Raw genomic sequence first — 11485 nt, 5'->3', positions numbered from 1 at the left:
ATGGAGAAAAGCCCCTTCCATCAATTCTCAGCGTCCAGAAAAACGCGCGCCGCTACCAGGATTTCATCGGAAAGCGACTCCGAATTGGCGATCCTCGCCAGTACCATGGCACCGATCATTGTCGCCCAAGTGCCGATTGCTGTCACTCGCCGCGCTTCCGGCTCCTGGCCCGAGACAATGCTGGCGAATTTCTCAATCTGCTGTTCAATAGCGTTGGTGAGGACATCGCGGGTGGATTGCGGCGCCCGCGCCATTTCAGGCCCTAGCGCCGCGAAAACGCAGCCGGCCCCCGGCATCCCGCGATGTTCCGGGCGCAGATAGGCCCGGGCAAACGCTTGCAAATCATGCATCGGCAGCGATGGCTGCCGCGCGTCCGCAGAGAAAATTTCCGCGAGCGCTTCGGTAATCAGCTCTTCCTTGCTGCTGAAATGTCGGGGGAATCCGCCATGCGTCAGCCCCGCACCATCCATCACCTGCGCAACGGTAACGCCGTCGAAGCCCTTCTCCCGAAACAGCTTGGCCGCAGAGCGCATGATTGCCTGCCGGCTTTCCGCCTTCTGCTTTTGACTTTTTGCCATCCTTAAATCTCCTTTCCGAAAAATTATAGATGACAGCGATCATCTTTTCAATTAGATGATGATCATCATCCACATGAGCGATACGCTCCTCGTTTCGGAGAACAAGCAATGTCCACGACCTTGATCACGGGCGCATCGGAAGGCATTGGCGCCGTCTACGCCCGTCGTTTTGCTGCCCGCGGCCACAACCTGGTCCTTGTGGCGCGCAATACCGAGAAGCTGGAGGCCCTGGCCGCCGACCTGCGCGCGGCCCATGGGATTGCGGTGGAAGTGTTGACGGCTGACCTGACTGACGCGACCCATCTCGGTCTCGTGGAAAAGCGTCTGCGTGACGGGGCACCCATCGACATTCTTGTCAACAATGCCGGTGCCGCGCTGGTGGGGCCCTTCCAGGGCAGTGCCCCGGAGAAGATGGAGACCTTGATCCGTCTCAACGTCACTGCACCCACCCTGCTGGCATCGGCAGCCATTGGCGGCATGGCGGCGCGTGGCAGCGGCGCCATCATCAATATCGGCTCGGTGGTGTCGCTGATGCCGGCCTATTTTCCGGGCATCTATTCCGCAACGAAGTCCTATATCCTGACGCTGTCCCAGGGACTGGCGGCAGAATTGGGGCCCAAGGGCATATATGTCCAGGCCGTGCTGCCGGCCGCAACCCGCACCGCAATTTGGGAAAAGTCCGGTGTGGATGTGGAACAGATCCCCAATGTCATGTCGGTCGACGACCTTGTTGACGCTGCCCTGGTCGGCTTCGACCGTCGGGAGGCCGTCACCATTCCGCCGCTGGCCGATGCCGGTCTGTGGGAGGCGTTTGAAGGTGCACGCGCCACGCTGCCCTCGGGCCTGGGCGGTGCGCCCGCGGAACGTTATCGCGTCCCCGTCAGCGCCTGAGCCAGCCGTTTGCCCCACGCCGGATAGGGCGTGGGGCCAGAATAGGCAGTCGGCGCCCTCCCCTGGTGAACAGGGGGAACGCAGCCGGGTACACCTCCATCATTAGGAACCGAACAGATGACCACCGCCTCCAATCCCAATATCCTGCAATCCGCCCCCAACTCCTCGGCTGCCCGAACCCAGTTTGTGGAAAGCGATGGCCGGCGGCTCGCCTACCGCGTCGTTGGTGCCGGCAAACCGCTGCTGCTTTGCAACCGCTTTCGGGGTGTCCTCGATCTGTGGGATCCGGCTTTTATTGACGCCCTGGCAGCCCAGGGCTTCCAGGTCATCACCTTCGATTATTCCGGCCTTGGCCAATCCACCGGCGAAGCAACCTACAACCCCCTCGCTCTGGCCAAGGATGGGAAGGATCTGATTGAGGCTCTTGGCCTCAAGAACCCCGCGATCGGCGGGTGGTCGATTGGTGGCATTGCGGCCCAGATTCTTCTGGCGATGACCGGTGACATGGCAAGCCATCTGGTTTTGCTGGCGACCACCCCTCCCGGACCGCTGGTGAAGTCGGGCGAACAGCTTTTTTATGATACTGCCGCCTTGCCGGGCATCAGCCTCGATCAGTTTACCACCGTTTTCTTCGAGCCGGCGGATGCGGCAAGCAGGCAAGCCTCCAAACGCTCCTTTGAGCGGATCACCGCCCGGACCGAGGATCGGAGCCCCGATGTACCGGCAGAATGGGCCATCGCCCAGATCGGCAGTGAGCCCCGCAATCCCCTGTTCCCGTCGCCGGAAATTCTCCAGCTTCTGAAGGCAACCAACATCCCCGTTCTGCACCTGGGCGGGGACCATGACATCGTGATGCCGGTGGAGAACTGGTATGCCCTGAACGGCGAGTTGCCGACGCTGCACCTCGTCACCTATCCGCGTGCAGGCCATGGGCCACACCATCAGCATCCGCAGATGGCCGCGGCGCAGATCGCGGCCTTCATCCAGGGTACGCACCGATCCTAATCACAACAGCCTTTGCGGCAAGGCGGGCTGCTTGTCTCAATGGGACCGCTTAATAGCCACAGCGCGCTGTGGCTACAACACAAAGCAGCCCGTTTCCGCACTCATGTCAGGCAGAAGGATAGTTTTCCATGAGCACCGCAAATCGTGGCGTTGCCCTTGTCACCGGCGCGTCCGTCGGGATCGGACATGCCACCGCCAAAGCGCTAAAGGCCGCCGGCTACAAAGTTTTCGGCACCAGCCGTAAGCCGACTTATGACCTCGCATCTGGCATCACCATGCTGCCATGCGATGTGACAGACGATGCCTCTGTCGCGGCCGCGGTGGAAGAAGTGATGCATCAGGCTGGTCGCATAGACCTGCTGGTCAATAATGCCGGTGCCGCCCTGATCGGTGCGGCAGAGGAAACGTCCGTGGAGCAGGCGAAAGCCCTGTTCGACCTGAACCTGTTCGGGATCATCCGGATGACTAACGCCGTCCTGCCGATCATGCGCCAGCAGGACAGCGGTCGTATCATCAATATCAGCTCCGTGGTCGGATTCCTCCCCAGCCCTTATGCCGCAATCTATGCGGCTACGAAGCACGCTGTGGAAGGCTATTCGGAGTCCCTCGACCATGAGGTACGCGACCTGGGCGTCCGCGTGCTTCTGGTGGAGCCGGGGTTCACGCGAACCGCAATCGACCACAATGCACCGAAGCCGGACCGACCGTTGCGGGTTTATGAGGCTGCACGCACCGCGATGAACGCGGTTTGGAACAGCGCGATAAAGGTCGGGGACACGCCCGAGACCGTCGCCGCCACCGTCGTCGAAGCCGCGACCACCCCGACGCCCAAACTGCGCAACCCGGCGGGCAAAAGCGCCAGACAGTTGCGCGTGCTGCGCCGCTTCGTTCCCTCCGCCATGTTTGACAAGAGCCTGCGCAAACAGATGAAGTTGCCTGCCTGATCCACCGCTACCAGCGGCATGTGTGATGAACGCATGCCGCTGGCAGGAGCAGCGGATCAGTTATTTGCCTTCAAGGGGGCCTCAACGCCGGCCATCGCGTTGGCAGCAGCAGCATACCGGTCGCCTTCCACATTCAGACCGGCGAGAGCGGTTTTGATCTCGTTAAGGTCCGCTGTGGTCAGTTCCACGGATGCCGCACCAAGATTTTCTTCCAACCGGTGGCGCTTTGTGGTGCCCGGGATCGGCACGATATAGGGACGCTGCGCCAGCAGCCAGGCAAGCGCGACCTGAGCCGCCGTGGCCCCCCGGACCGCCCCCACACGCTTGAGCAGATCGACAAAGGCTTCGTTCTTTGCCAGCGCCTCTGGCTGGAAGCGGGGGGTGTTGGCGCGGAAGTCGGTCTTCTCCAGCTTGGTCTGCGCCGTAATCGCCCCGGTCAGGAAGCCCTTGCCAAGCGGGCTGTAGGGGACGAAGCCGATGCCAAGCTCATCGCAGGCAGCCAGGATGCCGTTCGTCTCCGGCGCACGCCACCAGAGTGAATATTCGTTCTGCACAGCGGCAACCGGCTGCACCGCGTGGGCGCGGCGCAATGTCTGTGCGCCTGGCTCTGACAGGCCAAAATGCCGTGCCTTGCCCTCAGCGATAAGATCGCGGACAACGCCCGCAACATCCTCGATCGGCACCGTCGGATCGACGCGATGCTGATAGATCAGATCGACCGTCTCAATCCCCAGCCGCTTCAGCGACCGTTCCACAATGGCGCGGATATTCTCCGGGCGGCTGGAGACACCACGCATCTGGCCCGTGGCTGGATCAATGTCGAAGCCGAACTTCGTGGCGATCACCACCTGGTCGCGGATCGGCCGAAGCGCTTCTCCGACCATCTCCTCGTTGGTGAAGGGGCCATAGATTTCCGCAGTGTCGAAGAACGTGACCCCACGTTCGGCCGCATTGCGGATAAGGGCGATGCCCTCCTCCCGGCTGATCCGATGGCCGTAGCTGAAATCCAGGCCCATGCAGCCGAAGCCGATCTCGCTGACCGCGAGCGTGCCAAGCATACGTTGCTTCACGATATTCTCCTGTTAACGGTCCCGATCACCGTGGACACCGAAGCTGTCACCGATGCCAAAACGCGGCTGCGTGACCAGCCTTACGATCAGATCGGCAATACTGGCGCGTGAAACAGTGTCCGAGGCGTTGGCGAATGGCTCTCCCTTACGGGTGATGCCATAGGCGATCTCGTCATCATCATTCAGCCAGGCGGGGCGGATCACCGTAAAGTCGAGGCCGGAATTTTCCACGACCGCCGCGCTGTCACGGTAGGGGTCGAGGATGCTGCGATAGCGTTGACCCGGAACCTCACCATAGATCCCCATGGAACTGATGAAGATCAGCCGGCGCACACTTGCCTTCTTCATCGAAGCGACAATGGTCTGTGCCTGCCGCTTCATATCACCGGCAAGGTTGGCATAAACGATGTCCTGGCCAATCATTGCCTGATCCAGCGTCGCTGCGTCCGTCGCGTCGCCTTCAACCAACCGGATGCGCGGGTTCGACGCCAGCGAACCCAGCCGCCGGGCATGGCGGAGATAGAGGGTCAGCGTCGCATCCGTCCGCTCCAGCAATTGCCTGGTGGCAACCCGTGCGATCTGCCCGTTTGCCCCGATGATGAGGATATTGGTCATTGTGGTAGCACCGTCCATGCGGTTTCTGATGTGCCCCGGCTCAGCGGTAGGAAAGCTGCAGGACATGCGGCGGTAAACGTTCGCCCTTGATTTCCATCGCCCTGAAGGCGGTTTCGATTTCCTCCATGTCGGCTGCTGCCAGGGTGACAGACGCCGCCCCCAGATTCTCCTCGATCCGATCCAGACGGCGCGTGCCGAAGATGGGGACAATGAAGGGCGCACGGGCCAGCAGCCATGCAAGGGCGACCTGAGCCGGTGTGGCCCCCTTGACCGCCGCGATCCGCTTCAGCAGGTCGACAAGGGCTTGGTTCGCCGCGCGCGCTTCTGCCGTGAACCGGGGAGAGTGGGCGCGGAAATCCGTGCTGTCGATAGGCGTCGCCGCGTCAATCTTGCCGGTCAGATAACCGGCCCCCAGCGGGCTCCACGGCACAAAACCGATGCCAAGCTCGGCGCAGAGCGGCAGTACCTCTGCCTCCGGGTCGCGTGTCCATAAGGAATATTCGCTCTGGACGGCCGTAACCGGGTGAACGGTATGCGCGCGCCGGATTGTCGAGGCGGCGGCCTCTGACATACCGAAATGGCGCACCTTTCCGGCCAGGACCAGTTCCTTGACCACGCCCGCAACATCCTCGATGGGGACGCTGGGGTCAACCCGATGCTGATACAATAGGTCGATGGTTTCGATGCCCAACCGCTTCAGGCTGTTATCGACGACCTGCCGCACCTGTTCGGGGCGGCTGTTGACCCCCGCCCCCCGTTGGCCGGTCCCCTGGTCAATGTTGAAGCCGAACTTTGTCGCAATGATCACCTGATCGCGGATCGGGCGCAGCGCCTCGCCCACCAGTTCCTCGTTGGTCCAGGGACCATAGGCCTCGGCTGTATCAAACAGGGTGACGCCAAGATCATGCGCACCGCGGATGACGCGGATCGCCTCGGCACGGTCCGGCGCCGTGCCATAGGCCGATGCGAAACTCATGGTGCCGAAGCCGATCTCGCTGACGGCAAGACTTCCCAAATTACGGTGCTTCATGATGCTGGTTCCTTGACCGCTGAATGTCATCGGGTTGCGGCGACCGCTCAACCCGGGGTCGGCAGACGACCGGCGCGCATGGCCGCGATAACGCCGCCATCAATCAAAAGGTCGCTGCCGGTAATGAAGCCGGCATCCGGCCCCAGCAGGAAGCTGGCGGCGATGGCAATTTCGTCGGGCGGGGCCATGCGCTTTGCCGGGGAAGCTGCAACCATGGCACGGTAGATATCACCGATTTCCGAGTTCAGCTCATGCGCTGCCAAGGGCGTGACGATGATGCCAGGGCTGATCGCGTTGATACGGGCACCGCGCTCACCCCATTTTACCGCCTCTGCCTGCACCCGCAGAAAATTCGCGCGCTTGGCAACCATGTAGGCAACCAGCGTGTTGGGAATGGCATCGGGCTGCAGGCAGGGCAGCGCCAGCAATTCATCCGCCGGAACAGTGGCAAGAAGCTGTTCATCTTCCAGCGGCAACGGACGCATCATGTGACCGGCCATGCTGGAAATAATCAGACCAGCACCACCCGGCGCGATGACTTTGCCGAATTCCTCGAACACAACGGCTGAACCATAGAGGTCAACCTCCAGCACCTTGTTCACCGGCGCCATGTTGGGCGAAAGACCGGCGGTATTGATCACCTGCATGATGGGGCCAAGGGCGGCGGCGGCTTCCGCCAGTGCCTGCACCGATGCGCGCGAGGTAACGTCCACCTGCTGCTGCACGACCGCGTAGCTGGCGTTGCTCAGGTCGCTGGCAGCCTTGGCCAAGGTTTGCGTATTTGCATCCGCGAGCAGGACAGTCTTGCCAAACCCCTGACGGCGCGCAATCGCCTGACCGATACCGCCAGCACCGATCACCACGATCACATCTTTAGTCATGTCATTGCCTCCGCAGAAATCCGTCGGTCCACCGGGGCCGACATTCATCATGTGGAACAATGTAGATGATGGTCATTGGCCTTATTAGACGCTAAGTTCTGCATGTAGTTATATCTGGAGCTTATGAATGAGGCGTGAGGAGCTCAACGATCTGGCTGTTTTCCTGGCTGTCGCCGAAGCCCGCAGCTTCACGCGGGCAGCCGCCACCCTGGGCACATCCCAATCCGCGATCAGCCAGATCGTGCGAAGGCTTGAAACCTCGATCGGCCTGAAGCTTCTCACCCGGAACACCCGTAACGTCGCCCCGACAGAGGCGGGGGAGCAACTGATTGCAACTCTTCGGCCCGCCTTCAACGAAATTGACACGCGCCTATCGGCCTTGAGCGCGCTACGTGAACGCCCCGCCGGGACGATAAGGATCACGTCGAGCCGCCATGCCGCCGAAACGGTCCTTTGGCCCGTCGTCAGCCGGATGCTGAAAGATTATCCAGAGGTGACTGTCGAGGTCTCGATCGACAGTCACCTGACAGACATCATTACTGATCGTTTCGACGCCGGTATCCGTCTGGGGGAACAGGTCGCAAAGGACATGATCGCTGTCCCCATCGGCCCCGAACTGCGGATGGCGGTGGTCGGTGCGCCCGCCTATTTTGCGGAGCGTGGGCGTCCCCTTACCCCCCATGAGCTGACATCCCATCGCTGCATCAATATCCGTATGCAAACCAAGGGTGGGCTTTACACCTGGGAGTTCGGGCGGGATGGCCGCGACCTGAATGTGCGTGTCGAGGGGCCATTAATCCTCAACGATGTGCCCATGATTTTGACGGCGGCTGCCGAAGGTATCGGGCTCGCCTGCGTGATGGAGGATCAGGCTGACGCCTTTCTGAAGGCGGGCAAGCTGGAACGGGTGCTGGAAGACTGGTGCCCGCCCTTTTCAGGCTATCATCTTTATTATCCAGATCGCCGACAGCTTCCGCCGGCATTCTCGCTGTTGGTGGACGCTCTGCGCTATCGTCAGGCAACGCGGCGGCGGCAGTCCCCTGTCAGCTGATGCCAGCGGACCCTGAAACCACCCATTGGCCTGAAACACTCAAATCTGGCTTCTCTCCCCGACATTTGTCACTGAGTGACTTTTGTGAGATCGTCCGTGCCGTGATCATTCAAATGGGTGCGATGTGAGTCTTCGTGAGCGTAAGAAGGATAAGACGCGCGCCGACCTGCTGGCGGCGGCGTTAGATCTTTTTAACAAGCAGGGTTTTGCTGAAACCACCATCAACCAGATCGCAGATGCGGTTGATGTGTCTCCACGAACGCTCCTACGCTATTTTCCCACCAAGGAAGATATCGTCGTCAGTTGGGTCGAAGACGGCATGTCCGTCTTTCTGTCCAGTTTGGCGGAACGCCCCGCGGGGGAACGCCCCCATGCCTCCCTGCTGTTCAGCGCGCGGACGATGTTGGCGCATTATCAGTCCCAGGCCGCATTTTATCTGACCATAGAGCGCGCGATAGCCGCGTCGCCCGCCATCAAGGCCCGCAAGCTGGATATGTCGGCAAGGCTCGCCGAACAGGTCACAGAACTGCTGAGGCAACGTCATAGCGGGTCCGCGACACATGACTGGCAGGTCTTGCTTTATCCAGCGCTGGTTTTTTCCATTCTACGGATCGTGATCGGTCAATGGGTCGCAGGCAATGGAAGCCGCAGCCTTCTCGATCTGTTCGACGAGGCAAGCGCCCTGGTGACGTTTGGGGAATGAGAAACCTCCCCCAATAAAAATGTCACTCATTGACAAATGTCATCTGACGCCATAAATGAGCATTAAGAGAAGGCGGCGCCATGGCGTGCCCCTCTCTCACGCGGGAGCGCTCCTTCGGGGCGCCCTTGTCCCTTTTGTGCGCAACGATGCCGCCCCGCTTCGCGCCGCCGCATCGTTCCACCTGCTCGTTATGGAGACGCTCAGTGACCTCCCTTTCCTATGTTCCGCTCTATCAATGGATCGACGGCAACAAACTGTCCGGCGACGGGCGCGAGACCAGCGATGTTCTGAACCCGTTTGACGGCACCGTACTGGGTTCCATGCCGCACGCGACCGAGGCTGACCTGCAAGCGGCCTTGGAATCGAGCCAGCGTGCATTCAAGCAATGGCGCAAGGTGCCGGCGTGGGAGCGTTCGGCCATCATCCTCAAGGCGACGAACCTGATCCGTGAGCGCCTGGAGCAGTTTGCGACGATATTGACCCTTGAGGTTGGCAAGCCGCTGGCCGAAGCCCGCATGGAACTCAACCTGACGGTTGAGTCGATGGTGTGGGCCGGCGAAGAAGCAAAGCGCATCTATGGGCGCACGGTTGAATCGCGTCTGCCGCACGGTCGCGCAATCATTTCCCGTGAACCGATCGGGCCGGTTGCTGCCTTTGCGCCGTGGAACGTGCCGGCCCTGCTGACCGGGCGTAAGATCGCGGCCGCACTGGCGGCGGGCTGTTCGATGATCATCAAGCCGTCGGAAGAAACGCCAGCCACCTGCCTGATGATCGCCGAGGCGTTTGCCGATGCCGGGCTTCCGGCCGGTGTGCTGAATGTCGTGCTTGGCGAGCCCAGCATGATTTCCAAAACGCTGATTTCATCGCCGATTATTCGCAAGGTCTCCTTCACCGGTCCGACACCGGTCGGCAAACAGCTTGCCGCACTGGCCGCACAACAGGTTACGCCCGTCACCATGGAACTGGGCGGCCACGCACCGGTGATTGTGTGCGATGACGCCAACATAGACGCGGTCCTGGCCTTCTCCGTGCCGAACAAGTATTTCAACGCGGGTGCAAGCTGCATTGCGCCGACGCGCTTCTACGTCCAGGACGGCGTGTACGACGCCTTCGTCGAAAAGTTCACCGCCGCCGCCAGCGCGATCAAGGTCGGCAATGGGCTGGACCCGGAAACCAGGATGGGCCCGCTGGCCAATGGTCGGCGTCTGCAGGCGATGGAACGTCTGATCGCTGATGCCGTCTCCCATGGCGGAACCATCACCACCGGTGGCAAGCGGATTGGTGACCAGGGCTTCCTTTATGAGCCGACGGTGCTGGTCAATGTGCCGGAAAGCGCGCAGATCATGAATGACGAGCCCTTCGGCCCCGTTGCCATCATCTCCCGTTTCACCAACGTGGAGGAGGCGATCGAAAAGGCCAACCGTCTGCCGTTCGGGCTGGCTGCCTACGCCTTCACCTCCACAACGGCCAGGGCGAATTTGCTGGCCGATTGCCTGGAAAGCGGGATGGTGGGCATCAACACCTATTATTTCGGGATGCCGGAAGCGCCGTTCGGCGGCGTCAAGCAGAGCGGCTATGGCAGCGAGAACGGCACCGAAGGCATAGACGCCTATCTGGTGACCAAGTTCGCCAACTACGCCTGAAACCAGGGTAGGTGCGGTAATGCGAACCGGCATGGGTCAGGGCATCCATGCCGGTTGGTATCACGCCCGGTAGCGCAAGGCGTCGACAAGCAGGGTGAAAGCAGCCGATGGCTGTTGCCGACTTGGGTAATAGAGGTGATAGCCAGCAAACGGAGGCGACCAATCGTCCAATACCCGAACAAGACGACCGCTTTCCAGGTATGGTGCCACCCGATCAAGCATCACATAGCCCAATCCATGACCGGCAAGCGAAGCGCGGATGACCATCTCGACATTGTTGAATGTAAGCTGGCCGTCAACACGCACCCGCAGTTCCCGGCCATCCTTTTCAAATTCCCACAAATAGATATTGCCCGCGCTCAACATGCGTAGATTTATGCAACGATGTTCAGACAGATCCTGCGGATTACGCGGCGTTGACCGGTTGCGGAAATAGTCTGGGGAGCCGACCACCGCCATACAAAGATCCGGTCCAATTCGGACGGCGATCATGTCTTTTGCCAGGGATTCCCCCAGACGAACACCCGCGTCGAAACGCTCCGACACGATGTCGGTGAACCCGGAATCAAGGCTCAATTCGACATGAATGTCGGGATAGTTGGGCAGCAACCGGTCCAATACCGGCCAGATAACGGTATTGGCCGCATGTTCAGATGTGGTGATCCGTATCAGCCCTGCCGGCGTCTCCCGCAATTGGCCCAGCGAGATAAGCTCGCTGCGAATATTGTGGATGGCCGGTCGCAACGTCGCCAAAAGCCGCTCGCCGGCCGCCGTTGGGGCAACGCTGCGGGTTGTTCGGGTCAACAGCCGAACGCCCAATCGTTCTTCCAGCCGCCTGATCGTATGGCTGAGCGCAGATTGAGAGGTACCAAGACGGGCAGCCGCCTTGGTAAAGCTCTGTTCCTCAGCGACAATAAGGAAGGCGTTGAGATCGACAAGGTCTTCGCGTTGCATTCATGAGATGTAGGCGCGAATGAAGTGTAAAAGCATGGATTTGATCTGACAGTCACGCTCACCGATGCGGGTGTCCGGTGATGTTGAGCTGTCCGACGTTCACGCGGCAGCGATCTGCTT

General features: G+C 60.7%; 12 protein-coding genes. 6 read left to right on the top strand and 6 right to left on the bottom strand.

Features of this window, described 5'->3' with window-relative positions; translation table 11 throughout:
• Window positions 1-20: 20 nt before the first annotated feature.
• Complete coding sequence (locus CHB97_RS19810; protein ID WP_200820034.1) at window positions 21-533, bottom strand: TetR/AcrR family transcriptional regulator; 513 nt, start codon at window positions 531-533, stop codon at window positions 21-23.
• Window positions 534-686: 153 nt separating this feature from the next.
• On the opposite strand from CHB97_RS19810, the gene CHB97_RS19805 reads away from it, so the two are divergent.
• The 3 genes from CHB97_RS19805 (at window position 687) to CHB97_RS19795 (ending at window position 3418) form a co-directional block, all read left to right on the top strand.
• Window positions 687-1469: an SDR family oxidoreductase gene (locus CHB97_RS19805; RefSeq protein WP_089289745.1), complete on the top strand. Its 783-nt coding sequence runs from the start codon at window positions 687-689 to the stop codon at window positions 1467-1469.
• A 117-nt stretch (window positions 1470-1586) separates the two neighbouring features.
• Window positions 1587-2474 carry an alpha/beta fold hydrolase gene (locus CHB97_RS19800; RefSeq protein WP_200820033.1) on the top strand — a complete coding sequence of 296 codons (888 nt, stop codon included), beginning with the start codon at window positions 1587-1589 and terminating at the stop codon, window positions 2472-2474.
• Between the two features lie 128 nt (window positions 2475-2602).
• Entirely contained in the window at window positions 2603-3418 is an 816-nt protein-coding gene (locus CHB97_RS19795; protein WP_089289744.1) for an oxidoreductase, read from the top strand.
• Between the two features lie 56 nt (window positions 3419-3474).
• Here the strand turns inward: CHB97_RS19795 and CHB97_RS19790 are convergent, their stop codons facing one another.
• Genes CHB97_RS19790 through CHB97_RS19775 form a run of 4 tightly spaced genes read right to left on the bottom strand, consistent with a single transcriptional unit; the run spans window position 3475 to window position 7014 of the window.
• Window positions 3475-4488, bottom strand: a complete 1014-nt coding sequence (locus CHB97_RS19790) for an aldo/keto reductase (protein ID WP_089289743.1) — start codon at window positions 4486-4488, stop codon at window positions 3475-3477.
• A gap of 12 nt (window positions 4489-4500) precedes the next feature.
• A complete protein-coding gene (locus CHB97_RS19785) occupies window positions 4501-5103 on the bottom strand; it encodes an NAD(P)H-binding protein (RefSeq protein WP_089289742.1) in 603 nt (200 codons plus the stop codon).
• A 40-nt stretch (window positions 5104-5143) separates the two neighbouring features.
• Window positions 5144-6133: an aldo/keto reductase gene (locus tag CHB97_RS19780; protein ID WP_089289741.1), complete on the bottom strand. Its 990-nt coding sequence runs from the start codon at window positions 6131-6133 to the stop codon at window positions 5144-5146.
• 47 nt (window positions 6134-6180) lie between these two features.
• Window positions 6181-7014: an SDR family oxidoreductase gene (locus CHB97_RS19775; RefSeq protein WP_089289740.1), complete on the bottom strand. Its 834-nt coding sequence runs from the start codon at window positions 7012-7014 to the stop codon at window positions 6181-6183.
• 127 nt (window positions 7015-7141) lie between these two features.
• On the opposite strand from CHB97_RS19775, the gene CHB97_RS19770 reads away from it, so the two are divergent.
• The 3 genes from CHB97_RS19770 to CHB97_RS19760 all read left to right on the top strand — a co-directional run bounded on the left by CHB97_RS19770 (window position 7142) and on the right by CHB97_RS19760 (window position 10411).
• Window positions 7142-8065 carry a LysR family transcriptional regulator gene (locus tag CHB97_RS19770; protein WP_089289739.1) on the top strand — a complete coding sequence of 308 codons (924 nt, stop codon included), beginning with the start codon at window positions 7142-7144 and terminating at the stop codon, window positions 8063-8065.
• A 124-nt stretch (window positions 8066-8189) separates the two neighbouring features.
• Window positions 8190-8768 (top strand): TetR/AcrR family transcriptional regulator, encoded by a 579-nt coding sequence (locus CHB97_RS19765; RefSeq protein WP_089289738.1) that lies wholly within the window; start codon window positions 8190-8192, stop codon window positions 8766-8768.
• Between the two features lie 203 nt (window positions 8769-8971).
• Complete coding sequence (locus CHB97_RS19760) at window positions 8972-10411, top strand: NAD-dependent succinate-semialdehyde dehydrogenase (protein ID WP_244559624.1); 1440 nt, start codon at window positions 8972-8974, stop codon at window positions 10409-10411.
• Window positions 10412-10471: 60 nt separating this feature from the next.
• On the opposite strand, the gene CHB97_RS19755 is transcribed toward CHB97_RS19760, so the two are convergent.
• Window positions 10472-11365, bottom strand: a complete 894-nt coding sequence (locus tag CHB97_RS19755) for a LysR family transcriptional regulator (protein WP_089289736.1) — start codon at window positions 11363-11365, stop codon at window positions 10472-10474.
• Window positions 11366-11485 lie beyond the last annotated feature (120 nt).

Origin of the sequence: Azospirillum sp. RU38E, from assembly GCF_900188385.1 — a bacterium.
GTDB lineage: Bacteria > Pseudomonadota > Alphaproteobacteria > Azospirillales > Azospirillaceae > Niveispirillum.
The sequence above is the reverse complement of the archived record's forward strand: the minus strand, read 5'-3'. Positions and strand labels throughout refer to the sequence as shown.

Excerpts from the sequence above, each read along its gene's own strand:
- CHB97_RS19810 (WP_200820034.1), bottom strand. The coding sequence starts at position 533 with ATGCGCTCTGCGGCCAAGCTGTTTCGGGAGAAGGGCTTCGACGGCGTT.
- CHB97_RS19770 (WP_089289739.1), top strand. The coding sequence starts at position 7,142 with ATGAGGCGTGAGGAGCTCAACGATCTGGCTGTTTTCCTGGCTGTCGCC.
- CHB97_RS19755 (WP_089289736.1), bottom strand. The coding sequence starts at position 11,365 with ATGCAACGCGAAGACCTTGTCGATCTCAACGCCTTCCTTATTGTCGCT.
- CHB97_RS19795 (WP_089289744.1), top strand. The coding sequence starts at position 2,603 with ATGAGCACCGCAAATCGTGGCGTTGCCCTTGTCACCGGCGCGTCCGTC.
- CHB97_RS19780 (WP_089289741.1), bottom strand. The coding sequence starts at position 6,133 with ATGAAGCACCGTAATTTGGGAAGTCTTGCCGTCAGCGAGATCGGCTTC.
- CHB97_RS19800 (WP_200820033.1), top strand. The coding sequence starts at position 1,587 with ATGACCACCGCCTCCAATCCCAATATCCTGCAATCCGCCCCCAACTCC.
- CHB97_RS19775 (WP_089289740.1), bottom strand. The coding sequence starts at position 7,014 with ATGACTAAAGATGTGATCGTGGTGATCGGTGCTGGCGGTATCGGTCAG.
- CHB97_RS19785 (WP_089289742.1), bottom strand. The coding sequence starts at position 5,103 with ATGACCAATATCCTCATCATCGGGGCAAACGGGCAGATCGCACGGGTT.
- CHB97_RS19805 (WP_089289745.1), top strand. The coding sequence starts at position 687 with ATGTCCACGACCTTGATCACGGGCGCATCGGAAGGCATTGGCGCCGTC.